Annotated in this window: 19 protein-coding genes; 11 read left to right on the forward strand and 8 right to left on the reverse strand. The window is 67.1% G+C overall.

All coding sequences use genetic code 11. The features are described from left to right. Positions 1–98 precede the first annotated feature (98 nt). The 7 genes from JOF46_RS06880 (at position 99) to JOF46_RS06910 (ending at position 8288) form a co-directional block, all read left to right on the forward strand. Positions 99–1712, forward strand: coding sequence for an ABC transporter substrate-binding protein (locus tag JOF46_RS06880; RefSeq protein ID WP_209906645.1), 1614 nt, complete (start codon positions 99–101; stop codon positions 1710–1712). A 108-nt stretch (positions 1713–1820) separates the two neighbouring features. Continuing rightward, positions 1821–2777: an ABC transporter permease gene (locus JOF46_RS06885; protein ID WP_342592383.1), complete on the forward strand. Its 957-nt coding sequence runs from the start codon at positions 1821–1823 to the stop codon at positions 2775–2777. A 4-nt stretch (positions 2778–2781) separates the two neighbouring features. Next, complete coding sequence (locus JOF46_RS06890) at positions 2782–4791, forward strand: dipeptide/oligopeptide/nickel ABC transporter permease/ATP-binding protein (RefSeq protein WP_209906646.1); 2010 nt, start codon at positions 2782–2784, stop codon at positions 4789–4791. Next, positions 4788–5594, forward strand: coding sequence for an ATP-binding cassette domain-containing protein (locus JOF46_RS06895; RefSeq protein WP_209906647.1), 807 nt, complete (start codon positions 4788–4790; stop codon positions 5592–5594). The genes JOF46_RS06890 and JOF46_RS06895 overlap by 4 nt, the downstream gene beginning before the upstream one ends. An 89-nt stretch (positions 5595–5683) precedes the next feature. Then, the gene (locus JOF46_RS06900) at positions 5684–6616 is read left to right on the forward strand and encodes a dihydrodipicolinate synthase family protein (RefSeq protein WP_209906648.1); all 933 of its coding nucleotides are present in this window, start codon (positions 5684–5686) and stop codon (positions 6614–6616) included. Positions 6617–6622: 6 nt separating this feature from the next. Next, positions 6623–7594, forward strand: coding sequence for an ROK family protein (locus JOF46_RS06905; protein WP_209906649.1), 972 nt, complete (start codon positions 6623–6625; stop codon positions 7592–7594). A gap of 10 nt (positions 7595–7604) precedes the next feature. After that, positions 7605–8288, forward strand: coding sequence for an N-acetylmannosamine-6-phosphate 2-epimerase (locus JOF46_RS06910; RefSeq protein ID WP_209906650.1), 684 nt, complete (start codon positions 7605–7607; stop codon positions 8286–8288). On the opposite strand, the gene JOF46_RS06915 is transcribed toward JOF46_RS06910, so the two are convergent. Then, entirely contained in the window at positions 8285–8665 is a 381-nt protein-coding gene (locus JOF46_RS06915; RefSeq protein ID WP_209906651.1) for an MbcA/ParS/Xre antitoxin family protein, read from the reverse strand. The two genes, JOF46_RS06910 and JOF46_RS06915, sit on opposite strands and share 4 nt — an antisense overlap. A 121-nt stretch (positions 8666–8786) precedes the next feature. Here JOF46_RS06915 and JOF46_RS06920 point away from each other — a divergent pair, with 121 nt between their 5' ends. Further along, positions 8787–9662 (forward strand): SDR family oxidoreductase, encoded by an 876-nt coding sequence (locus JOF46_RS06920; protein ID WP_209906652.1) that lies wholly within the window; start codon positions 8787–8789, stop codon positions 9660–9662. On the opposite strand, the gene JOF46_RS06925 is transcribed toward JOF46_RS06920, so the two are convergent. The 4 genes from JOF46_RS06925 to JOF46_RS06940 all read right to left on the reverse strand — a co-directional run bounded on the left by JOF46_RS06925 (position 9645) and on the right by JOF46_RS06940 (position 15722). Next, positions 9645–10937 (reverse strand): M20 family metallo-hydrolase, encoded by a 1293-nt coding sequence (locus tag JOF46_RS06925; RefSeq protein WP_209906653.1) that lies wholly within the window; start codon positions 10935–10937, stop codon positions 9645–9647. The two genes, JOF46_RS06920 and JOF46_RS06925, sit on opposite strands and share 18 nt — an antisense overlap. Before the next feature lie 40 nt (positions 10938–10977). Further along, entirely contained in the window at positions 10978–12645 is a 1668-nt protein-coding gene (locus JOF46_RS06930; protein WP_209906654.1) for an amidohydrolase, read from the reverse strand. After that, positions 12642–14297, reverse strand: coding sequence for a thiamine pyrophosphate-dependent enzyme (locus JOF46_RS06935; protein ID WP_209906655.1), 1656 nt, complete (start codon positions 14295–14297; stop codon positions 12642–12644). Before JOF46_RS06935 ends, JOF46_RS06930 begins: the two co-directional genes overlap by 4 nt. A 102-nt stretch (positions 14298–14399) precedes the next feature. Continuing rightward, on the reverse strand, positions 14400–15722 hold the full coding sequence (locus tag JOF46_RS06940) for an MFS transporter (RefSeq protein WP_209906656.1): 1323 nt from the start codon (positions 15720–15722) through the stop codon (positions 14400–14402). Positions 15723–15884: 162 nt separating this feature from the next. On the opposite strand from JOF46_RS06940, the gene JOF46_RS06945 reads away from it, so the two are divergent. The 3 genes from JOF46_RS06945 (at position 15885) to JOF46_RS06955 (ending at position 19679) form a co-directional block, all read left to right on the forward strand. Beyond that, positions 15885–17069, forward strand: a complete 1185-nt coding sequence (locus tag JOF46_RS06945; RefSeq protein ID WP_209906657.1) for an RsbRD N-terminal domain-containing protein — start codon at positions 15885–15887, stop codon at positions 17067–17069. Between the two features lie 482 nt (positions 17070–17551). Then, positions 17552–18964, forward strand: coding sequence for a DUF222 domain-containing protein (locus tag JOF46_RS06950; RefSeq protein ID WP_209906658.1), 1413 nt, complete (start codon positions 17552–17554; stop codon positions 18962–18964). Between the two features lie 136 nt (positions 18965–19100). Beyond that, positions 19101–19679, forward strand: a complete 579-nt coding sequence (locus JOF46_RS06955; protein WP_425355039.1) for an antibiotic biosynthesis monooxygenase — start codon at positions 19101–19103, stop codon at positions 19677–19679. A gap of 77 nt (positions 19680–19756) precedes the next feature. Here the strand turns inward: JOF46_RS06955 and JOF46_RS06960 are convergent, their stop codons facing one another. From JOF46_RS06960 to JOF46_RS06970, 3 genes are all read right to left on the reverse strand, one after another. After that, entirely contained in the window at positions 19757–20740 is a 984-nt protein-coding gene (locus JOF46_RS06960) for a diaminopimelate dehydrogenase (protein WP_209906660.1), read from the reverse strand. Between the two features lie 130 nt (positions 20741–20870). Then, on the reverse strand, positions 20871–21353 hold the full coding sequence (locus tag JOF46_RS06965; protein ID WP_209906661.1) for a glutathione peroxidase: 483 nt from the start codon (positions 21351–21353) through the stop codon (positions 20871–20873). Positions 21354–21535: 182 nt separating this feature from the next. Continuing rightward, positions 21536–23944: a YhgE/Pip domain-containing protein gene (locus tag JOF46_RS06970; protein WP_209906662.1), complete on the reverse strand. Its 2409-nt coding sequence runs from the start codon at positions 23942–23944 to the stop codon at positions 21536–21538. Between the last annotated feature and the right edge of the window lie 14 nt (positions 23945–23958).

Consider the following 23958-nt stretch of genomic DNA (forward strand, 5'->3'; position numbering starts at 1 on the left):
CGGTTGACGTTTGGTGGTGATGGCGCTTACAGTCTATCTCACAGCATAGGACGTCCTACGTCCGACTTTCACCGTCTGGGAAATGAAAGAGATTAAATATGACCATCAAGGATTTGGCCAGCAAGCCCCGTGGCCGTCGCGAATTTCTCAAGATGACCGGCATGCTTGGTGCAGCCGCTGCCTTCTCGGCAACGGTTGCGGCCTGCTCGAGCCCAGGGACCGCAACCGGCGGCAGCGCCGCCGCAACCGGTGCCGCCACCCACCTGGAAGCCGGCATCTCCTACGCCCTGTCCACCGGCTTCGACCCGATGACCTCCTCCGGCGCCACCCCGTTCGCCGCCAACATGCACATCTTCGAGGGCCTGGTCGACCTGCACCCGGCAACCCGCGAACCGTACCTGGCGCTGGCCGCCGCCGACCCGAAGCAGCTGACCGACACCAGCTGGGAGATCAAGCTTCGCTCCGGCGCCAAGTTCCACAACGGCGACCCGGTCACCGTCGAGGACGTCGTCTACTCCTTCGACCGAGTCACCGACACCAAGAACGCCTCGCTGTTCGCGCAGTTCGTGCCGTTCATCAAGTCGGTCAAGGCCAAGGGCGAAGACACCGTTGTGTTCACCCTGAACTACGCCTTCCCGCTATTTGCCACCCGCATCTCCGTGGTCAAGATCGTCCCGAAGAAGCTCGCCTCGGCGGACCAGGCGGCATTCGACGCGGCCCCGGTCGGCTCGGGCCCGTACAAGCTGGTCTCCGCCACCAAGGACGACAAGATCGTCTTCGAGAAGTTCGCCGACTACAACGGCGCCTACGCCGCCAAGGCAGACACCATGACCTGGTACCTGCTCTCGGATGCCGCCGCCCGCGTCACCGCGGCCGAATCCGGCCGCGTCGCGGCCATCGAGGACGTCCCGTATCTGGACGTCGACCGCCTCAAGTCCAAGATGAACGTCGAATCGGTGCAGTCCTTCGGCCTGCTCTTCCTGATGTTCAACTGCGAGTCCGGCCCGTTCGCCGACAAGCGCGTGCGCCAGGCGTTCCACTACGCCACCGACACGCAGACGGTCATCGACCGTGCACTGCTGGGCAACGCCAAGCCGGCCACCTCCTACGTGCAGGAAACCCACCCGCAGTACGTCAAGGCCGCAAACGTCTACGGCTACGACGCCGCCAAGGCCGAGGCCCTGCTCAAGGAAGCCGGCGTCACCAACCTCGAGATCGAGTTGCTGACCACCGACACCTCCTGGGTCAAGGACATTGCCCCGTTGCTGCTCGAATCCTGGAACAAGCTCCCGGGCGTCAAGGTCACCATGCAGAACCTGCAGTCCGGTGCCCTGTACACCGAGCACGTCGACACCGGAAAGTTCACCATCGTGGCCGCCCCGGGCGACCCGTCGGTCTTCGGCAACGACCTGGATTTGCTGCTGAGCTGGTTCTACCGCGGCGATGTCTGGCCGACCAACCGCTTCCGCTGGTCCAAGACCGCCGAGTACAAGGCACTGCAGGGCATGCTCGACGCCGCGGTCAAGGCCAAGGACGAGGCCGGCGCGGTCAAGGCCTGGACCGAGGCCATCAACCTGCTCTCCGACCAGGTTCCGCTCTACCCGGTGCTGCACCGCCAGCTGCCGACCGCCTGGGACGAGAAGAAGCTCGAGGGCTTCAAGCCTCTTCCGACCACCGGCATCTCCTTCGTCGGCGTGGCCCCCAAGGCCTAGTCCTCGAACGTTCCGGTTGCGCCGCCGATTCTCCCAAGCCGGCGGCGCAACCGCAACCCTTCTGCAACACCCCTTGCCAACTCATTGCCTACCCATCGGAGTTCTTGCGTGGGAACCCTCCTACGGCTGCTGCTACGCCGCCTCGCCGCCCTGCCCCTGATGATCCTGGGAGTCACCTTCCTGGTCTTCATCATCCTCAAGCTTGCACCCGGTGACGAGGCCACCTCCGCCCTGGGCGAAGGCGCCAGCGCGGCGGCCAAGGACGCCTACCGCGCCGAACGCGGGCTGAACGACCCGCTGGTCATCCAGTACGTCTCCTTCCTGGGCCGGCTGATCCGCCTGGACTTCGGCGTGACCACCCCGCCGGCCCGCCCGGTCGGCGAAATGATCGCCAACGCGTTCCCGCTGACCCTGCAGCTGACCTTCTTCGGCGTGCTGATCGCCGTGGTGATCTCCCTGGTCTTCGGCGTGCTCGGCGCCCTCTATCGCGACCGCTGGCCAGACCAGCTGGTCCGCGTCTTCTCCATTGCCGCGATCGCCACCCCGTCCTTCTGGCTGGGCATCCTGCTGATCCAGTGGCTCGCCCTGGGCGCCAACCCGCTGTTCCCCTCCGGCGGCGCCGCCGCCGCGGGCACCGGGCTCGGCGGCTGGCTCGCCCACATGACCCTTCCGGCACTCGCGCTGGCCATCCCGGTCTCCGCCTCGCTGATCCGGGTGGTGCGCACCTCGATGGTCGAGGAACTCGACAAGGACTACGTCCGCACCGCCATCGGCAACGGCGTCCCGCGCGGCGAGGTGCTCACCCGCAACGTGCTGCGCAACGCGCTGGTCACCCCGGTCACGGTGCTGGGCCTGCGCATCGGGTACCTGCTGGGAGGTGCCGTGGTGATCGAGATGATCTTCTCGCTGCCCGGCATGGGCCAGCTGATCATGAACGGCATCACCAACTCCGACGTGAACCTGGTCCAGGGCGTGGTGCTGGCCATCGCGGTCACCTTCGTGCTGGTCAACATCGCCGTGGACCTGCTCTACCTGCTCATCAACCCGCGCATCAGGACGGTGTAACTTCATGGCTCCCCTCGCCCCCCGCAACGGACTTGTCGCCCGCCTGAGTGCCGGCGGCACGCGCTTCACCGCGCTGCCGCTGGGCTCCAAGATCTCCCTGGCCTTCCTGGTGCTGATCGCCCTCGCGGCACTCTTCGCCCCGCTGCTGGCCCCGCAGGACCCGCTGGCCTCCGGCATCCCCGCCCAGGGCCCCAGCGCCGAGAACCCCTTCGGCACCGACCGGCTGGGCCGCGACATCCTCTCCCGGCTGCTCTTCGGCGCACAGGCCTCGCTGCTGGTCGGCCTGGGCTCGGTTGCCCTGGCCCTTCTCATGGGCGGGCTGCTCGGCGCGCTTGCCGCCACCAGCGCCAAGTGGGCCAACGAGACCATCATGCGCATCATGGACATGCTCATGGCCTTCCCCGGCATCGCCCTGGCCGCGGCGCTGCTGGCCTCGCTGGGCAACTCGCTGCCGGTGATCATCCTGTCGATCGCCATCATCTACACCCCGCAGATCGCCCGCGTGGTCCGCGCCAACGTGCTGGCCCAGTGGGGCGAGGACTACGTGCGCGCCGAACGCGTCATCGGCGCCGGGCGCTTCTACATCCTGGGCACCCACGTGCTGCGCAACTGCGCGGCACCGGTGCTGGTGTTCGCCACCATCATGGTCGCCGACGCGATCATCCTCGAGGCCTCGCTCTCCTTCCTGGGCGCAGGCATCCAGGACCCGGCACCAAGCTGGGGCAATGTGATCTCGTACGGGCGCACCCTGGTGCTCAACGGCGCCTGGTGGGCCACCACCTTCGCCGGCGTGACCATCCTGCTGACCGTGCTGGCGCTGAACATCCTGGCCGAGGGCATGACCGATGCACTGGTGAACCCCAAGTCCACCAGGAAGTCGGCCTCCACCTCGGAGCGGGCCGCGGCCAAGGCCGCCAAGCCGGCCGTCGACACCGCCGCCCTGGCCCGCCTGCGCTCCGAGCTCGAGCTGCTCGCGGCCACCGAGGCCAAGCGCACCGACCGACTGGTGCTCGATTCCTCGAACGGGGAACCGAAAACCATCCTGGAGGTTGCGAACCTCTCGATCCGCTTCCCGGCCCGCTTCGGCGAGACCCGGATCGTGGACAACGTCTCCTTCACCGTCCGCGAGGGCGAGACCATGGCGCTGGTCGGGGAATCGGGCTGCGGCAAGTCCATCACCTCGCTGGCCATCATGGGCCTGCTGCCGGACACCGCGGTCGTCACCGGGTCGATCAAGTTCAACGGCAAGGAACTGCTGCCCGTTTCTCCCGACGGGAACCACCTCGCCGGGGACGACAAGGTCTACAAGGGACTGCGCGGCGAGCAGATCGCGATGGTCTACCAGGATGCGCTCTCCTCGCTGAACCCCTCGATGCTCGTGGGCGACCAGCTTCGCCAGCTGACCCGCCGCGGCGGGCGCACCAGCCCGGAGGAGCTGCTGCGCCTGGTCAAGCTCGACCCGGTGCGCACGCTGCGCTCCTACCCGCACGAGCTTTCCGGCGGCCAGCGCCAGCGCGTGCTGATCGCCATGGCGCTTTCCCGCAAGCCCAAGCTCGTGGTCTGCGACGAGCCGACCACCGCACTGGATGTCACGGTCCAGAAGCAGGTCGTTGACCTGCTCAACGAACTGCGCGAATCGCTGGGCTTCGCAATGGTCTTCGTCAGCCACGACCTGGCGCTGGTCGCCTCGCTGGCGCACCGCGTGACGGTGATGTACGCCGGCCAGGTCGTCGAATCCGGCCCGGTCCCGGCGGTGCTCGCCGCCCCGGCGCACGAGTACACCCAGGGCCTGCTCGGAGCGGTGCTCTCGATCGAATCCGGCGCCACGCGCCTGCACCAGATCCCCGGCACGGTTCCCTCCCCGTACTCGTTCGCCGCCGGGGACAGGTTCGCCGAACGCTCCCAGCGCGCCGCGGCGGATCCGAACCGTCCCACCGACTTCGTGCCGGCCGGGGAGCACCCGGAACACTTCTGGGCCAGCCACGAACCAGTTTCCCCAGGAGTCTCGCGATGAGCAACGCATCCACCACCCCCGTCGTTGAGCTGCGCGACATCCATGTGCACCACCGGGCCCGTGGCGGCAAGCTCTTCAAGCCGAACATCGTCAAGGCCGTGAACGGCGTGGACTTCTCCGTCTCGCGCGGGGAAACCGTGGGCATCGTGGGCGAGTCCGGTTGCGGCAAGTCCACCCTCGCCTCGGTGCTGGTGGGCCTGCAGGAACCGACCAGCGGCCAGGTGCTCTTCCGCGGCAAGGACGCGGCCAAGCGCAACGCCGCGGGACGCAAGGAATTCGGCCGCTCGGTGGCCGTGGTCTTCCAGGACCCCTCCACCGCGCTGAACCCGCGCATGACCATCAGCGACATCCTCACCGACCCGCTGAAGATCCACGGCATCGGCAACGCGGCATCCCGCGCGGCCAAGGTCGCGGACCTGCTCTCCGTGGTGGGCCTGCCGGCCTCGGCCGCCTCCGCGATGCCCAACCAGGTCTCCGGCGGGCAGCGCCAGCGCGTGGCCATCGCCCGCGCCCTGGCCCTGGACCCGGACGTGATCGTCGCCGACGAGCCGACCAGCGCGCTGGACGTCTCGGTGCGCGCCCAGGTGCTGAACCTGCTCACCGACCTGAAGACCACACTGAACCTCGGCATGGTGTTCATCTCCCACGACATCCAGACCGTGCGCTACATCTCCGACCGGATCTGCGTGATGAACGCGGGCAAGATCGTCGAATCGGGCACCGCGGAGCAGGTCTTCGAGAACCCGTCGGACCCCTACACCCGCACGCTGCTCGGCGCGGCCCCCACGCTGCTGCAGCACTAAAGACCCGGCGGGCGGGAACGCGGCACCACACATCCGCGCCCCGCCGCCACCCTCCACACCAGGCAACACCCTAAAAGAAAGATTTTCTCGTGGCATTCGCTAACAACCCCAAGTACTCCGGCGTCATCCCCCCGGTCGTGACCCCGCGCACCGCGGATGGGGCCATCGATGTGGCGGGCCTGAAGGCCGTGGTCGAACACCTCATCTCCGGGGGCGTCACCGGCCTGTTCGTGCTCGGTTCCTCCGGCGAGGTCCCGTACCTGACCAACACCGAGCGCGAGCTCGTGGTCACCACCATCAACGCGGCCAACGCCGGCCGCGTCCCGCTGGTCGTGGGCGCCAACGAGCAGACCACCAACCGCGTCATCGAGGAAGGCCGCAAGATGGTCGAACTCGGCGCCGACGCCCTGGTCGTCACCACCCCGTACTACGCGCTGTCCAACGCCGCCGAGGTCGAGGCGCACTTCCGCGCCATCCACGCCGCCCTGCAGGTCGACATCTTCGCCTACGACGTGCCGGTGCGCACCCACGTCAAGCTGTCGGTGGCCACCGCCGTGGCCCTGGCCCAGGACGGGGTCATCGTCGGGGTCAAGGATTCCTCGGGCGACGACGTCTCCTTCCGCCAGCTGCTGCTGGCAACCCGCGACATCGAGGGCTTCTCGGTCTTCACCGGCCACGAGGTCGTCGTCGACGGCGCGCTGCTGGGCGGCGCGCACGGCGTGGTCCCGGGCCTGGGCAACGTCGACCCGGCCGGCTACCGCCGCCTCTTCGACGCCGCGGCCGCCGGCGACTTCGCCACCGCCGCCAAGGAACAGGACCGCCTGGCCCGCGTCTTTGACATCGTCTACACCCCGGATTCCGCACGCGTCTCGGGAGGCGCAGCGGGCCTGGGCGCCTTCAAGACCGCACTGGTCGCCCAGGGCGTCATCGATTGCAACAAGATGAGCGTCCCGATGGTGGACCTGAACGACTCCGAGGCCACCGCGATCACCGCGATCCTCGCCGAGACCGGCCTGCTCTAGGCGTCCATGGACTACGCAACAGCATTGGTGCGCCCCGGGATTCCGGGGCGCACCGCCGCGTTCGGCATCGATTTGGGCGGCACCAAGATCGCCGCCGGGCTGGTTGACGCCGCCGGCACCGTGCTGGCCGCCGCCTCGGTCCCGACCCCCGCCACCGCCGGCGCACGGGCGGTCCTGGACGCCGTGGCAACGCTGGTGGCCGAGCTTTCGGCCACCGAAGCCGCGGCGAACCTGCACATCATCGGCCTGGGCCTGGGCGCCGCCGGGGTCATCGACCCGGCCACCGCCCGGGTGCTCTCGGCCACCGACACCATTGCGCGCTGGGCCGGCACCGACCTGGCCGCCGAGCTGTACACCCGCACCAACCTGCCCGTGCGTGCGGTCAACGACGTGCACGCCCACGGCCTCGGCGAGGCCTGGTGCGGCGCCGCCGCGGGCAAGGCCAACGTGCTGTTGCTGGCCGTGGGCACCGGAGTGGGCGGCTCGCACCTGCTGCACGGGGTGCCGCAGACCGGCGCGCACCACGTCGGCGGGCACATGGGGCACTTCGCCTCCCCGCTGGCCACCGGGGTGCCCTGCTCCTGCGGGCGCACCGGCCACCTGGAGGCCATCGCCGCGGGCCCCGGAATCCACCGCAACTACCTGCGCCTGGGCGGCGATCCGTCCGTTCCCGACACCCGCGAACTGACAGCCCGCGCCTATGCGGGGGACCGGTTGGCTCTTGCGGCTCTGCGTACCGGGGCGCTGGCCGCCGGGATCGCCGCCGGTTCGCTGGCCAACATCCTGGACCCGGAGGCGATCGTGCTCTCCGGGGGCATGAGCGGGGCCGGAACCCTGTGGTGGGATGGTGTGCGGGAAGGCTTCGCCACCGAGGCCATCGACCCGCTGGCGCACCTGGAACTGCTTCCCGCGGCCCTGGGGAACGACGCGGCGCTGATCGGCGCCGCCGGCCTCTTCCTGGCCCCGACCGATAGATAAAGGAACACCCATGCTCTTGACCCCCGCCGAACTCGAGGCCCTGCGCGGACGCCTGATCGTCTCCGCGCAGGCCTACCCGGGCGAGCCCATGCGCACCCCCACCACGATGGCGCAGGTCGCCGCATCCGCAGTCATCGGGGGAGCCGCTGCCATCCGCGTGCAGGGCATCGCGGATGTGCAATTCACCCGCAGCGCCGTGGAGGTGCCGGTGATCGGGCTCTGGAAGGACGGGCACGAGGGCGTCTTCATCACCCCCACGGCCCGCCATGCGCTGGCCGTGGCCCATGCCGGGGCGCACATCGTCGCGCTGGACGGCACCCGCCGGGCACGCCCGGACGGATTGTCGCTGCAGCAGACCATCGAGCTGGTCCACGCCGAATCCCACGCCCTGGTCATGGCTGACTGCGGGTCGCTGGAAGACGCGCTGAACGCGGCCGAGGCCGGGGCCGACCTGGTCGGGACCACGCTGGCGGGCTACTCGGGGGAACGGCCCAAGACCGAGGGCCCGGACCTGGAGCTGCTGGCGGCCATCGCCGCCGCAGGTCTTTCGGTGCCGCTGGTCGCCGAGGGCCGCATCCACACCCCGGCCCAGGCCCGCGCGGCCCTGGACGCCGGGGCGTTTGCCGTGGTGGTCGGCACCGCGATCACCCACCCGGCAACCATCACCGGCTGGTTCGACGCAGCGCTGCGCTAACGCCGGTCCTCGTGGGTGACCAGCGACTCGGCGGTGTTCACGACCTGCTGGGCATGCAGGCGCGCAATGAAGTCCATGGGCCGTTCCTCGTCCAGCGCCCGGTTCGGCGACATGAGCCAGTCGACAGCCGCCTGCGGGTCCTCCAGGGGCTGCAGGGTCAGCCAGACCCGGTAGCCCAGGCGCAGCCGCTGCTCCGTCATGGTGTCCGGTTCCGTGCTGTCCGGGTGGGCCCAGCGGTGCGGTGCGGTGGCGTCATTCGTGCCGGCCAGCTGCTGCACCGCGGGAGCGCCGATGGCATCAACCAAGGTGCGGACGATGTCATGGATGTCTGTCCGTGTTGCTTCGACATATACGGCACTGTGGTTCAACTCTTTCATGCCTTAAGCATCGTCCTGCCGGGCCCGAAAATCCATGGGCATTCGCGGTCTTTTTGCCCAGCCGGGGACACGGTTCTTGGCTCGCTGTACCCCGGGGCCGTTTCAGTGATGGAATGGAGACATGATCATTGTTCCCCCGCCGCTGGCCGTCACCGGGTCCACCGGAAAGCTCGGCGGCAAGGTCGCCGCCATGCTCGCCGCCGCGGGTGTGAAGCAGCGCTTGCTGGCCAGGACCCCGCGCAAGGCCCCGCCGCTTCACGGCGCCACGGTGCTGGCGGCCGCGTACGAGAACACCTCCGCCACGCGCACGGCGCTTGCCGGGGCCGAGACGGTGTTCATGGTCTCGGCCTCCGAGTCCCTGGATCGGCTCGAGAAGCACTGCGACTTCGTTGATGCGGCACTCGAGGCCGGGGTCCGCCACCTGGTGTATGTCTCGTTCGTCGGTGCCGCCCAGGACGCGGTGTTCACCCTGGCCCGGGACCACTTCGCCACCGAGGAGTACATCCGGGCCTCGGGCCTGGACTTCACCTTCCTGCGGGACAACCTCTATGCCGACTTCCTGCCGGGGCTGGTGGGAACGGACGGGGCCATCCGCGGACCCGCCGGCGCGGGCAGGGTGGCGGTGGTGGCCCAGCACGACATCGCACGCACCGCCGTGGCGATCCTGCGCGACCCGGCACCGCATGCCGGCGCGACCTACGAGCTGACCGGCCCGGACGCCCTTTCCCTGGACGAAGTGGCCCGGGAGCTGGGGGAGGCCCGCGGGGAGCCGGTCTCCTACATCGATGAGGGCGTTGAGGAGGCCTATGCCTCGCGGGCACCGTACGGGGCGCCGAAGTGGCAGGTGGAGGCCTGGGTTTCCACCTACCTCTCGATTGCCGCCGGGGCCATGGAACGCGTCAGCGGCGACATCGAGGCGATCACCGGGGTGCCGCCGATGACGTTTGCGCAGTTGCTGGCAACCCTGCCGCGAGCAGCCTCAGGACACGAGGGTTGAACCCCCGGCCGGTTCCTCCACGATTCCGGATGGCGAGACGAATTCGCCGCGCACCACACGCGCCAGCACCTCGGTGAGCAGGTCGACACCTTTGAGCATGTCCGCGTCGTAGGTCAGCTCGCGTTCATTGTGGCTGATGCCCTCGACGCTGGGCACGAAGAGCATGATGGTCGGGACGATGTCCTTCATGTTCGTCGAGTCGTGGCCCGCCAGGGTGCGCACCACCCCGTGGCTCAGGCCCAGTGATTCGGCGGCCCGCGCCGCCAGCTCCAGCCCGGCCTTGTCGTAGGCCTTGGCGCCCCACACGTGCTCCTTGCCGCGCTCGATCCGCACGTTGGCCATCTTCTCGATTCCTTCGATGCGGGCGTGCAGGTCGGCATCCGCGGCGGCCAGCACGTCGGGGTCGGTGGAGCGCACATCCACCAGCAGGTTCACGCGGCTTGCCACCACCACGGGGGAGTTGGGGAAGACGGTGAACTCGCCGCAGGAGGTGATGACCATGTGCTCGTCCGTGGAGTGTGCCAGCGCGATCTCGCGGGCGGCCACCACCAGCGCGGAGGCGCCCAGCAGTGCGTCCCGGCGGTCGGCAATGATCGTCGCGCCGGTGTGTGCCTGGTCCCCGTGCACCGTGAACTCGTACTTGTTCGCGCCCCAGGTCGACTCGACCAGGCCGATGCTCAGGCCGCGGTCTTCCAGGGAGCGGCCCTGCTCGATGTGGATCTCCACGTAGGCGGCCACGGGCAGCTCGAAGTCGCCGATGGTCCCGATGGCCTCGAGCGCCTCGCGCACGGTGGTGCCGGCCGGGTCGGCGGTTTCCAGGACCTGCGCCGCCGAAAGCTTGCCGGTGTAGACCGAGCTGCCCATCATCGAGGGCTTGAACCTGCAGCCCTCCTCGTTGAACCAATTGATGACCACAATGTTGAACAGCGCGGTGCCATTGGTTCCGTCGAGGGATTGCCTCACGCGCTGTGCTGCATGCGCCCCGGCCAGCACGCCGTAGGCGCCGTCGAAGCGGCCGCCCAACGGCTGGGAATCCAGGTGCGAGCCCACCGCGATCCACGGGGCGCCGGGGTTCAGCTCGAGCATCGAGTACTGGTTGCCGACCGCGTCGTAGCGCACGGTGAAGCCGTGGCCCTCCACCAGGCCGCGGAACCAGTTGCGGGTCTGCCCGTCGGCCACGGTGGCCGCCTGGCGGTCCACTCCGCCGCCGGCTGTCGCGCCGTGGCTGCTCATCGAGGTGAAATCGGCAAGGAATGGATTGTTGGTCGGGGTCATGGTCTCTCCTGCAAAGTGGTGGGGGCGGGGAACGGGGGGCTCAGGCGGTGGCGGGAACTGCGGCGGCGGAGCGCGCGTAGCTGGACTTTCCGCCGACGAAGGTGCCCAGGATTTCGAGCGCGGCAATGTCCTGGGTTTGCAGCGGGGATTCGGAAAGCACCACGAAGTCCGCGAGCTTGCCGCGGGCCAGGGACCCGCGGTCGGCGAACAGTCCGGTGGCCTTGGCCGCATTGACGGTGTAGAGACGCAGCGCCTCGCCCGGGCTCAGGCATTCGGCGGCCCCGCCGAGCACCTTGCCGGTTTCGGTCCTGCGGTCCACGGCCGAGGCCATGGCCCGGCGCACGTTGTTGTCGGCCACCGGAAGATCCGAGCTGCCGGCGGCCAGGACGCCCGCCTCCAGCAGCGATTGGCCCCGGTAGAGCCAGCCCTCGCGCCCGGGCCCGACGAGCGTGGCGAACTGGTCGCCCAGCGGGCCGATGAAGGAGGCCTGCGGGGTCACCGCGATCCCGTGCCTGGCCACGGCCGCGACCTGGTCGGGGCGGGCGATGCCGAAGTGCTCGATGCGGTTGGGCAGCGCGTTGGGGCCGTGCTTCTCCTGCAGCCCGGAGATGATCTCGATGGCCAGGTCGATGGCCGCGTCCCCGATGGCGTGCAGGGCCACGGGCCAGCCGGAGCGGTAGGCGGCGGAGATCCGGTCGCGGTAGGCCCGGGGGTCATCGAGCAGGTAGCCGCTGTTGTGCAGGTGCCCGCAATAGTCCTCGGTCACCGCGGCGGTGGCCCCCAGCAGGGAGCCGTCCATGAACACCTTGACCGGGCCCAAAGAGAGGTGCTCGTTGCCGAATCCGGCCGTCACGCCCAGGTCCAGCCCCAGCCCGGTTCCGCTGCCGTGGGCATCGGTGGGGTGTGACTCCTGCTCGCGCAGCGCGTCGAGCGTCGGCATCAGTTGGGCGCGGGCATGCAGCTTCCCGGCGGCCAGCGCCTTTTGGTAGGCGGTGACTTCCACGGGGGAGTGGCCGATCCAGCCGCCGCCGATGCCGGCCTCGGTGAAGGAAGTGATGCCTTCGGCGGCGTAACGGGACGTTGCGGCATCCAGGGCCCCGACGATCTGCTCCACGGAGTAGGGCAGGAGCATCTTCTGGATGATGCCCTGGGCCGCTTCCTCGACCAGCCCGGTGGGCGATCCTTGCGCATCGCGCACCACGGCGCCGCCCACGGGATCGGCAAAGCCGGGTTCCAGGGCCCCGGCCAGGGCGAGGGTGGCGGTGTTGGTGATCGAGGCGTGCCCGGAGATATGGCGCAGGTACAGCGGGCGGTCCCCGGTGATCGCGTCGAGCCGCAGGATGTCGGGGAACGCACCGCCGTGGTTCTTGTGGTTGAATCCGGTGCCGTTGAGCCACACGCCCGGCTTGCCGGCCAGCCGATCCATCTCGTCTTCGAGCAGCGCGTAGAGTTCCTCGAGCCCGCGTGCTTCCGAGAGGTCCAGGGCATCGAGTCCCAGCCCCCACCAGGTGGTGTGGCAGTGGGCATCGATGAAGCCCGGGGTGATGGTGGCATCGCCGAAGTCCTCGATGCGATCGGCCGTGCACCCGGAAAGCTCCTCGTCGAATCCGACGATGCGCCCGGAGATGATTCCCATCTCGCGGGCAGAGGGGCGTGCCTCGTCCATGGTCAGGATGCTGCCGGCACGGACCAATAGATCGAGTCTCATGCGTTGGCCCCCGCACTGTTTTCAACGGTGTGGTGTGCCACGGTGCCCGGGCCCATGGTGGTTGGGTCGGTTTTCAGGTGCAGCACCGCCGGCAGGCCGCTGGCCAGGGCCCTTTCCAGGGCCGGGGCAAAGTCCTCGGTTGACTCGACGAATTCGCCGTGGCCGCCGAACGAAGCAATCCACTGCGCGAAGTTGGGATTGGTCATCGTGGTGCCGGAGGGGCGCTGAGGGTAGTGCCGTTGCTGGTGGTCGACGATCGTGCCGAAGATCCCGTTGTCCGCCACGATGACCAACGGGGTGCCTCCGTGGGCAAAGGACACGGCCAGTTCCTGGGCGTTCATGAAGAAATCCCCGTCGCCGCAGATGGCCACGACGTGGCGGCCCGGATGCATGATGCTTGCCGCCACGGCCGCCGGAACGGAGAGTCCCATGGCACCGTTGCGTGGTCCCACCAGTGACTTGGGTCCGTGGTGGGACAGGTAGCGGTGGCCCCACAGGGTTGCATTGCCCGCGCCGTAGGTCAGGATCCGGTCCGCATCCAGTGCAGCTTCCAGGGATTCGAAGGCGATGCCCAGATCCACGCCGATGCCGCCATCGGCTCCGGGGACAATGAAGTCCAGCTGCTCGGCGCGCAGTGTTTCCATCCACTGCGGGCCGCGCGAACCGCGGACCTGCTCGCCGGCGGGAAGCGCCGCAACAAGTTGTGCGGGGCTAACTCCCAGGTGCGCATCGATGCGTCCGGCGTGGCCGGTCAGCTCGGCATCGGCGGTCACCACGATGGTCGGGGTGTTCAGGGCAGCCGTGTAGCCCTCGGAGAGCACGTCGCCGCGGGTGCAGCCGATGAAGACCAGCAGGTCTGCATCGTTCAGTGCCTTGACGGTGCGTTCGGCACGGCCGTAGCCCAGCCATCCGGCGTAGGCGGGAGCATCATGATCGATTGCATCGTAGGCGCGCCAGTCCGCAAGCACCGGGGTGTGTGCCGCGGCAGCGAAGTTCGCAAGTGCAGCAGAACTTTGCGCATCCCAGGCATCGCCACCGACGATGATCGCCGGCCGGGTTGCTTCGCGCAGCAGGGACGTCAACGATTCGAGGCCCGCACTCGAGGGGGAGGCCTCCGGAAGTGGCAGGACGGTGGGGAGGGGGGAATCGGTCGTGCGGACCAGGACGTCCTCGGGCAGCCCGACCACGACGGGTCCCGGGCGTCCGGTGGAGGCCAGGCGCATGGCCCGCGCGACCACGTCGCCGGCCTGGTGCTCGTCATCGAGCACAAACACCGCCTTGGCGGTGGTGGAGAACCAACCCTCCAGGCTGAACTCCTGGAACGAGTCGCGTCCGCGGTCTGCCAGCGGGATCAATCCGACAAACAGCACCATCGCGGTGGCGTCCTGCCATGCGGTGTGGATCGCGATCATGGCGTTGGCGGCACCGGGGCCGCGGGTGACCATGGCAATGCCGGGCACGCTTCCCAGCCTGCCCTCGGCCAGGGCCATGAAGCCGGCCCCGCCCTCGTGGCGGGTGACGACGGTGTGGATCGGGGAATCGTGAAGTCCGTCGAGCACATCGAGGTAGCTTTCACCCGGAACCGCGTAGATGCGCTCCACGCCGTGGGCTTCGAGGGTCTTGACGATGAGGTGGCCGGCTGACATGGTCATGGGCTGTCGTGGTCCTTTGTGGTGGAGCGTAAGAATGGGGAACTGAAGCGGTATGCACCGCAGGATTTAGGTGGGGGTCCTGCGGTGCACACCGAAGGGTCGCTAGTGCTTGAAGCCGGGAAGGTCGACGCTGAGCTTCGGGGCGATGACGCCCGCAACCGCGGTGAACAGCGAGAGGAAGACCAGCATGGCTGCCGCCGGCCACCAGCGGTTGGAAGCGGCGGCGACCAGGGCGGTGGCTGCCAGCGGGATGAACCCGGAGATCATCCCGGCGGTGTTCTGGGCGAAACCGACACCGGTGTAGCGGGTCTTGGCGGGGAACAGGCCGGTGAGCACCGTGCCGGAGGCCGCGTAGGGAAGGGAGAGCGCCGCGACGGCCAGGGTCATGCCGGAAATGACCAGCACGTCGTTGCCCGAATCGATGAGCATGAAGGCGGGCCAGGCGATGATGGCGGAGAAGATGCCGCCGTAGGTGATGACCTTGGAGGAGCCGAAGCGCTCGCCGAGGCGGCCGCCAAGGATCAGTACCGGGATTTCCACCACGGCGGCAATGATGCCGCCCAGCAGCATGAGGGAGCGCTCGTATTCCAGCACATTGACCCCGTACCAGACCACGAACGCGGTGACCAGGTAGAAGCCTCCGATGCCCAGCATGCCGGCTGCCATGCCGATGATGATGTGCTTCCATGATTCCTTGAGCGTGGTGCGGATCGGGGCCTTCTCGGTCTCGCCCTTCTCCATCAGTTCCTTGAACACGGGGGACTCGTCAAGGCGGCTGCGGATGTACAGTGCCACGAGCAGCATCGGAATCGCGGCCAGGAACGGGATGCGCCAGCCCCAGGCATCGAAGCTCTCCTGGGACAGGAACACCGTCATCAGGAAGAAGCCTCCCGAGGAGAGAATGGTGCCAATGGGCGAACCGATCTGCGGAAGGGCCGCGTAACGGGCACGGCGGTGCAGCGGCGCGTTTTCCACCACGATGGTCATGGCGCCGGACCATTCGCCGCCCACGAACAGGCCCTGGGCGATGCGCAGCAGAACCAGCAGGACCGGGGCTGCGATGCCGATGGCCGCGTAGGTCGGCAGCAAGCCGATCAGGCCGGTGATGATGCCGATGCCGACGATGGTGACCATGAGTGTCTTGCGGCGCCCGATCTTGTCACCCATCACCCCGAAGATCATTCCGCCGATGGGGCGGGCCACGAGTCCCACGCCGAAGGTGGCGAAGGCTGCCATTGCGGCAGCCGTGGCGTTCTGGCTGTCGAAGAACTGGATGTTGAATACCAGCGCGGCGGCGGCGCTGAAGAGGAAGAAGTCGTACCACTCCATGGCGGTGCCAATGAGGGCGCCAATGGCAACCTTGGTGGCCTCCTTGTCGGAGATCTGCCGTGTTGCACCCGCTTCGAGTGTTCCAGTGTGGGTCATGGGATTTTTCTGCCTGATCTCAAGGGGAGGCCCGGTGCGTTGCTGCAAGCCATCCGGATTGTGGGGATGATGAATATCTTGCCAAGGATCCACCGTGATGCGCCGCACGATTCACAACGAGTTCCACGCCACAAACGGTGCAAAAGCACATAATATGATCGAATGGCACTGAACCAAGGCTCCGAAAGCAAGCAAAACGGCCAACCTGGCGATTCAGGGCGCTGGAGCGCCCTGCTGGATGGGTTGGACGTCGTAAAGCTGACCGACGAATTCATAGCTCGCCTGGGCGCCATTTCGATCTATGCCCAATCACCGTTGCCGATCAGTGAGATCAGGCGCACCGGCAGCGCATCGTTCGAGGCGCTGATCCTGGCCATGAAGGCGGACGACGACGAACCGGGCTACCTGCGCGAACGCGATGCCATCGCGCTGGATGTGGGCGTCTCCAGGGCGCGGGCAGGAGTTCCCATCGAGGCGCTGATGACCGCAATCCGCTTGGACTTCTCGGTGATCTGGGAAGCCATTACCGCCATTGCCGCGCCCGCAGACTCGCAATTGCTCGTCGAGCACACCGCCCGTGTCTGGGAAGTCGTAGACGGCTACGCGGGGGAAACCCAGAGGGCCTATGTCGCCGAGCTGGCCAGGATCCAGGCGGAGGCCGCAAGCAAGAGGCAGGGCTACCTGGCCACGCTCTTTAGCGAGAAAAAATTGGCGCCTTCCGCGTTGGACCGGATAGCAGAGGAACTCGGCCAGGACCCCGGCACCGAATATGTGGTCGCGGTCGCGCCGTGGGACCATATTCCTGCACTGCGACTTGCGTTGGCCAATGCGCAGGCGAGCAACCAGGTGTTCACCTATTCCATGGCGGATGCACTTGTGGTTTTTTATCCACTCGAGGAGCGTGCCGGCTCGGAGGCCCAGCGGCTCAACGAGAGCCTTGGGCGACTCTCCTGCGGCTTGATAGGGGAGGGCTGCCTGTTGGAGCAGGTTCCGCACGCCGCCGCCGTGGCCGCCGCGTTGGCAAGGCTGCTGGAGCCGACGGAAGATGGCGCAATGACTTGGGCCCGGGGATGGGCGCGCATGGCCCGGCGAGAGCTGGAACGGGCGGGAGCTCCGGGGCTGGGCGAGGTGGAGCGCGCGCTGGACCACTGCGGCGCGACCGAGCGTCGTCGACTGGGCGAAGCGGTGCAGGCCTACCTGCAAACCGGGAGCATTGCGCATGCCGCCGAACAGCTGTACTGCCACCGCAACACCTTGATGAACCGACTCAAACGCTTCGCCCAACTAACCGGAGTGGACCCCACCATTCCCGTCCAGGCGGCACGACTGGTGGTGGGTTGGTCGTAGGAGCCAGCAGGCTCGGGCGGGGTCGCAGTGACGGTGCAGCGCGATCTCGCGCGGCCATGGCGTTGGTGCGTGATCCTGCCGGGCGTGTTGGTGCAACCTGCGAGCGGGGCTGTCGCGAAGGCCCTTCCCTCGACGAGGTGGCTTGGGTGCCAGTGGCGGTCCATGGACGGCCGGTTTCCGAAGTCGTTGAAGCGTTTGCCTCGCGGGAACCTGGCAAGTCCCCGAGATGGCAGGGCGCAACGGGGTTCCACCTATCTGTCGGATGCCTCCGGGACAATTGAGCATGACCCGGCGACATCGAGGCCATCACCGCGGTCCCGTCGAAGGTTTTGGTCCAGCTTCTGGAGTCTTAGCTGGCAGGCCGTTCATGGACCTAGGGTGCATTTGCCGACGATCGGAGCCCTTTCATTCAGTTAGAATATTTTTTCTATTGCTTGCCAACATGTCTTCTAATTGACGTCGTTTAGTTCTATAATTGTGGTATGGCAACGGCGTCATCGAGCAGCAGCAACCCGCTTCATGGGACCGCGATGTCGACCGCCGGTCAAGCCCCCACTTATGATGCGCTGGTGCTTGCGGGAGTTGACTTGGATGCGATGGTGGCCGAGCACGTGTCACGCACCGGCATTGACGGGATCCGCTGCGTGGCCTCGGCCGTGAACGCTGCCCCACTGCACGAGGGAACTCACCCGGCGATTGAATCCTTGGGGGCTTTGGAGGCCCTGAAAACGGCCACATGGGCGAAGCAAGTAGCGCAAGCGGTGGCCTTCGAGGATACTGTGATCGCCGAGCGTGTGGAAGCAGGGACGCGGAAGAACAACCCCGCGTGGGGAACCCGCGGTGAAGTGGCTCTGGCTTTGCATGTTTCCCCGGACAGCGGGGCCAGCTTCATGAACAACTCGCGGCTCCTGGCCGAAGATCTGCCCAGCACCCTCCGGGGCATGCGTTCCGGACTGATCACGTTCGAGCAAGCCCTGGTGGTGGTTTCTGGCGTGCGTGACCTGCGGGTCGAAAACCGGCAGCTGATTGATGCGCTGCTGTGGAACGGGCAGCAATCCTGCTTCGAGGCTGGAACCGCCATGTTGAGGGACCGGATCCATTGCTGGGCGCTGGCCCTGGAACCCAAGGCTGCTGCGGATCTGGAGGATCTTGCTATCAAGCGCCGCTACTTCGATGGCTACCAAATTGATGACTACACCGTGAAATTCGGCGGCAGATTGCCCCTGGAGCAGGGCCTGCCGATGTTGCAGGCTATACGCAACGCAGTGGACAAGCCCAGGAGTGCGGAAGACGACCGGTCCCGGGCCCAAGTGGCCGCTGACACCGCATTCGAGAAGATAACGGGCACCAAGGCGGGAGACAGTGTTCCTGTCGAACTCCTGCTGGTGATGAATGCCGAGAACCTGACCGAAGATGCCCAGCACCCGGTGCTGGTTCCCGGCCATGGTTTCCTCAGTGCAGCCAAGGGCCTCGAACTGTTGGCAGGGAGCCCGGAAAATCCATTGGACACCTGGCTTCGGAACCTATATGTGGCCCCGGAGACCGGGAAATTGGTGGCCATGGAATCCACCGGGCGGCTCTTCACCGGGCAGCTCAAGAAATTCATCAAGGTCCGTGACCAATATTGCCGGACCCCCTTTTGCAACGGCAGGATCCAGGAACTTGACCATGTGGTTCAGGTGAGCCGTGACGGGAAAACCACCGAAGAAAATTCATCGGGACGCTGCAAACGCTGCAACATGACCAAGGAAGCGCCAGGCTGGAAGGAATCCCCCATTTCCGGCGCCGGCCGGCATGCCTTCGAGATCACCACGCCCAGCAGCCACACCTACATCTCGATGGCACCGGCCCAGATAAATGGATCGGGCCCCCAGTGGCCACCCAAGCGGCTATAGACGCCCACTTCCAAGCGCGGAAGCCATCACCGGGAACACGCATGTGCTCCCGGCATATCCATGGGCTCGAGCCTTCGAATCGCTGAAATTTTCCTCGGATTCGTGGTGGGAACCGGGAGGGCACTAGATTATGGGAATGCCACAAGCAACCCCAATCACCGTATCGATAACCCGGACGGTACTTCCAGAACATCACCGTCGTTTCAATGCCTGGGTCCAGGCCGGCCAGGTGCTGGCCCGGGAGTGGGACGGCTACCTTGGATCCGGATGGATCCGCACCGCTCCCGACTCCAACGAATGGCATGTCCTCTACCGGTTCTCCTCCGCCAAGGCCTTGGCGGCGTGGGACGAATCCGAGGAACGTCGCTGGTGGATCGACAGCGCGGCCGAACTAGTGGAGATCACCAAGGTCGAACACCGCACCGGAATCGAGGGCTGGTTCGAACAGCCCGGGGACACGAACCTCACCATTGCAGAGACCGTGGTGCCGCCGCGCTGGAAGCAAGCGGTCAGCATCTTCCTGCCGTTCTTCCCGCTGAGCCTGCTGTCCAACTTCCTGCTGATGCCCTTCTTGGGGGATTGGCCGCTGGTACTGGCGGTGCTGCTGAATATATGTATTCTCACCCCGCTGATGACCTACATCTTCCTGCCGGTAACCACGCAGTTGCTGCGACCATGGTTGCACAAACCGCGGCGGGACAAACGCAAGAAGTGATCTGGTAGGCCGTGAAAAACGGGTGGGCGCAGACCCCGCGGTCTGCGCCCACCCGAAGAACAAAGTCTTGCTGCGAACTACAGCAGCTCTGCGCGCAGTTGCTCCGGGGACTTCGGCGACAGCAGGCCCGGGGCCACATCGAAGACGGTCTTGGCACCGATCTGGCCGGCCTGGTTCATCTTGTGCACCGCACGGGCGTAGGCCACCAGCACGCTGGAGGTGAACTCAGGGTTGGACTGCAGGGTCAGCGAATATTCGATGACTTGGGAGTGCTCGTCGGTGGTGTTGCCGCTGCGGAAGACAAAGCCGCCGTGCGGCATGGAGGAATGCTCCGAGGCCAGGGTGGCGGCATCGATGAAGTTCACGGTGGTGTCGTACTGGTCGAAGTAGTGCTCCATGGTCACGATGGCCTCGCGCACCGCCTCGGCGTCGGCGCCGTCCTCGAGCACCACGAAGCACTCACGCACGTGCTTCTCGCGGGTGCTCAGGGTCGGGCGTTCGCCCGCGCGTACCTTGGCGATGGCCTCGGTGCTGGGGATCGTGTACTGGACGCCGCCGGCAACGCCGGGCACCCTGCGGATGGCGTCGGAGTGGCCCTGGCTCAGGCCGCGGCCCCAGAAGGTGTAGGTTTCGCCGTCGGGAAGCAACGCCTCGCCGTAGACGCGGTTGATGGAGAACATGCCCGGGTCCCAGCCCGCGGAGATCAGCGCGGTCTTGCCGGCTGAGGTGGCCGGGGCATCGACTGCGGCGAAGTGCTCGGGGATCTTGGCGTGGGTGTCGAAGCTGTCGACGGTGTTGAACATGGCGGCCAAGGCCGGACCCTGCTCGGGCAGGTCGGACTTCGAGCCTCCGCACAGGACCAGCACGTCGATGTCTTCGGTATGCTGGGCCAGCTCATCCATATGGAAGGCCGTGGCACCTCCGGGAAGGGACAATGCTGCCGGGTCGCGTCGGGTGTAGACGCCGACCAACTCCATGTCGGGGTTCTTGGCAATGGCTGCCTGCACCCCGCGTCCCAGGTTTCCATAACCGGCAATGCCAATGCGGATTGATGCTCCCACTAAATTCCTCACTTCAAACTATTCTTGCGACCCCTCACACGCTAGTGCCTGCGGGGCCCGAACACCTAGAACGGTGACGGGCACCGGAACGGAACACCGCTCGAACCGGTCTGCGTGGGGGACCGTGTCGCTAGCCCGGGAGATTGGCTTCGATTGCGCGAATGATTTCGGGGTCATCGGGCACGGTCTGCGGGCGGAATCGCCGGACTTCGCCCGAGGGCATCAGCAGGAACTTCTCGAAGTTCCACGTGATGCGCGCTGCCTTGCCGGAAGCGTCCTTCGTCTTCTTCAGCTCGGTGTACAGCGGGTGTTCATGCTTGCCGTTGACCCGAATGCGGTCGAAGACCGGGAAGGTGACGCCGTAGGTGCTCGAGCAGAACTCCGCGATCGCCTCGTTGCTGGACAGTTCCTGCAGGAACTGGTTGCTGGGGAAGCCGAGCACGGTGAAACCGCGGTTTCCGTAGGTGCGTTGCAGCTGTTCAAGCTGCGCGTATTGCGGGGTGAGCCCGCAACGCGAAGCGACATTGACCAGAAGGACTACCTGACTGGCGTAGGCATCGAGGTTTGTCATCGTTCCATCCATTTTTGCGATGGGAATGGTGTTGATGTTCATGCAAGGTACAGCAACGAGGGGGGTGTCTTGCATTCCCGATGGTGCACGTTTTTCAGGGTTTCCTGGTTCGAGGTGCTTGAAACCAACGGCTGCAACGGGGAAAGCGCAGGCGGAGCGGCCCCAAACCGGGGCCACACCACCTGCGCCTCCTTTCAACGCATGGGTGCGATGGGAACCGCGTTCTAGCCGCGCAGGTACCTGCGGTTGCGGACCATGACCAACACAGGGATCAGCAACAATGCCAGTGGGATGAGCAGCAGCAGCGCGCTGGGGCCACTGCTGATCTTGGCCGCCGAGACCGCCTGCGTGCTGGCTTCCAGCCTCGAAGTGCCGCTGGCCAGCTGCGTGGAACCCTCCGAGAGGGTGGACAGGCCGGTGGCGAGCTGGGAGTTGCCATCGGCCAGCTTCGCCGCACCTTCATCGAGCTTGGTGGCTCCGCTGGACAGGTCCGCGGAACCCTTGCGCAGGGCCTCGAGGCCGAACGCCAGTGTTTCGGTGCCGCCTGCGAGCTTTGCCGCACCGGCGTCGAGGTCTTCGGCGCCGCGGGCTAGTTTTGCATTGCCTGCAGCCAGGCTGCCGGCACCGCTCTTGACCTTGGCTGCACCTGCTGCTGCCGAGCCGGCGCCCTGGGCCAGGGCGGGGGTGTTGGCCGCCAGCTTGGAGGTTCCGTCCTTGAGCTCGCCGGTTCCTGCGGCCAGCTTGTCCGTCCCTGCCGCAAGCTTCTTGCCGCCCGCTGCCAGATCCTTGGCGCCGGTGTTGAGCTTGGCTGCCCCGGCATCCAGGGCCGAGGTGCCGGCCGCTAGCTTGGTTCCGCCCTGTGCCAGGGCTTCGGCACCGGTGCCGAGCTTGCCGGCTCCTTCTTCCAGCGAAGCGGTTCCCTGCGCCAGGGCACCGGCCCCGGTGCTGAGCTTGGTGGTGCCGGCCGCCAAGGCATCGGTGCCCTCGGCCAGCTGCGAGGCGCCGTTGCCCAGTGAACCCAGGCCCGCCAACAGTCCCTTGGAAGAATCGTTGAACCCGGCGTCGAGTTGGCCGAGTCCCGCGTTGAGGTTCTTGGCGCCGGCATCCAGGTCGGTGGCCCCGGCCTTCAGCGCGCCAATGCCCTGGCCCAGGGCCTTGGAGCCTTCGCTGAGTTTCCCCAGCCCTCCATCGAGCCGCGCGGCACCGGTCTTCAGCGCCTGTGCGCCGTCGTCCAGCGCGGCTGTCTGTTCTGGAAGGGACCTGGTTCCAGCCTTCAGGGTATCCATGCCCTGCGCGAGCTGCTTGCTGCCGGCGGCAAGATCCTGGGCGCCGGCGGACAGGTTGGTGGTGCCGGCGTGCAGCTTCTTCAACCCGCCGTTGAGGTCCTGGGAACCCGAACTCAGGGCGTTGACCTTCTCCAGCAACAGGCCCGCTGGCACTGCCGGGTTTTCTTTCACGAATGCTGCCAGGTCCTCGAGGCCGCCAGCGAGGCGTGCGCTTCCGGCGGCCAGTTCGGAGGTCTTCGCATCGGCCGTGGCCAGCCCGTCGGACAGGTTCTTGGCACCGGCCTCGACGCCGGAGGCACCCTGTTGCGCCGCGACGATCCCGCCTCGCAATTGCGGTGCGGCGGCGGCCAGCGACTTGGTGCCCGCGGCCAGCTTGGTGCTTCCGGAGGCCAGCTGACCCGAGCCGTCCTTCAGGCCCGCCACGCCTTCGAGCAGGGCGGGAGCCTTGGAGGCAAGTTCCTCGACGCCGCCAAGCAGCTTGCCGCTTCCGGCGGCCAAGGCACCGGATCCGGCCGCGGCGCTCGAGGTGCCATACGCGAGTTTTTGCGCGCCCGCGTTTGCCGCCTGAGTTCCGGCGGCGAGTTTCTGCGCGCCGTCCCGGGTGGCATCCGCACCGGCAGCTACCTGCTGCGCGCCGGCGGACAGGTCCTGGGCTCCGGCGTTGGCCTGGCCCGTTCCCAGGCCCAGCTTCGCCATTCCCGTGGACAGTTCGAGGGATCCGGCCTTGATCGACTGCGCGCCGGAGTCCAGCGTGGCGGTGCCCGTGGCCAGCGAGTCGGTGCCGGCGGCGAGCTTGGTCGAACCCGCACTCAGTGCACCTGCACCTCTATGTGCATCCTTGGCACCGGTGGCCAGCTTGCCGGCACCGGCATCGAGCTTGCCCGCCGCAGCGTCGAGGGAAAGGGCTCCCGCGGCAAGCTTGTCCACGCCCGTTGCCAGGTCGCCGGCCCCGCTGCCCAGCTTGGAGGCGCCTGCCGCGGCATCCCGGGCACCGAGGGAAAGCTTTGAGGTGCCCGCGTGCAGGGAGGTCGCGCCGTCGCCGAGCTTGCCGGCGCCCGCAGCGGCATCTTGGGCCCCTTCGGCCAGCTTCTGCGCGCCGGTGGACAGGGCACCGGTGCCGTTGGCCAGCTCCGTGGCTCCGGAGGCTGCTGCGCCGGAGCCGTCGGCCAGCTTGGCGACCCCGTCATTGGCCTTGCCCATGCCGTTGTTCAACTCGGAGGCGCCGGTGGCGACCTGCGAGGAGAACATTGCGTAGAACGCCACGAAGGCGATCAGGAACAGGCCGAGCAAAACCGTGATGACGGCATGCAGCAACGTGTGCCGCTTGGCGGCAATATGTGCATTCAACTGGACTCCTTGGG

This window comes from Paeniglutamicibacter psychrophenolicus (assembly GCF_017876575.1).
Classification (GTDB): domain Bacteria; phylum Actinomycetota; class Actinomycetes; order Actinomycetales; family Micrococcaceae; genus Paeniglutamicibacter; species Paeniglutamicibacter psychrophenolicus.

Bases quoted from the DNA above. Each gene is read 5' to 3' on its own strand.
- JOF46_RS06880 (WP_209906645.1), top strand. From the start codon at position 99: ATGACCATCAAGGATTTGGCCAGCAAGCCCCGTGGCCGTCGCGAATTT.
- JOF46_RS06890 (WP_209906646.1), top strand. From the start codon at position 2,782: ATGGCTCCCCTCGCCCCCCGCAACGGACTTGTCGCCCGCCTGAGTGCC.
- JOF46_RS06895 (WP_209906647.1), top strand. From the start codon at position 4,788: ATGAGCAACGCATCCACCACCCCCGTCGTTGAGCTGCGCGACATCCAT.
- JOF46_RS06905 (WP_209906649.1), top strand. From the start codon at position 6,623: ATGGACTACGCAACAGCATTGGTGCGCCCCGGGATTCCGGGGCGCACC.
- JOF46_RS06910 (WP_209906650.1), top strand. From the start codon at position 7,605: ATGCTCTTGACCCCCGCCGAACTCGAGGCCCTGCGCGGACGCCTGATC.
- JOF46_RS06915 (WP_209906651.1), bottom strand. From the start codon at position 8,665: ATGAAAGAGTTGAACCACAGTGCCGTATATGTCGAAGCAACACGGACA.
- JOF46_RS06920 (WP_209906652.1), top strand. From the start codon at position 8,787: ATGATCATTGTTCCCCCGCCGCTGGCCGTCACCGGGTCCACCGGAAAG.
- JOF46_RS06925 (WP_209906653.1), bottom strand. From the start codon at position 10,937: ATGACCCCGACCAACAATCCATTCCTTGCCGATTTCACCTCGATGAGC.
- JOF46_RS06930 (WP_209906654.1), bottom strand. From the start codon at position 12,645: ATGAGACTCGATCTATTGGTCCGTGCCGGCAGCATCCTGACCATGGAC.
- JOF46_RS06935 (WP_209906655.1), bottom strand. From the start codon at position 14,297: ATGACCATGTCAGCCGGCCACCTCATCGTCAAGACCCTCGAAGCCCAC.
- JOF46_RS06940 (WP_209906656.1), bottom strand. From the start codon at position 15,722: ATGACCCACACTGGAACACTCGAAGCGGGTGCAACACGGCAGATCTCC.
- JOF46_RS06945 (WP_209906657.1), top strand. From the start codon at position 15,885: ATGGCACTGAACCAAGGCTCCGAAAGCAAGCAAAACGGCCAACCTGGC.
- JOF46_RS06950 (WP_209906658.1), top strand. From the start codon at position 17,552: ATGGCAACGGCGTCATCGAGCAGCAGCAACCCGCTTCATGGGACCGCG.
- JOF46_RS06955 (WP_425355039.1), top strand. From the start codon at position 19,101: ATGCCACAAGCAACCCCAATCACCGTATCGATAACCCGGACGGTACTT.
- JOF46_RS06965 (WP_209906661.1), bottom strand. From the start codon at position 21,353: ATGAACATCAACACCATTCCCATCGCAAAAATGGATGGAACGATGACA.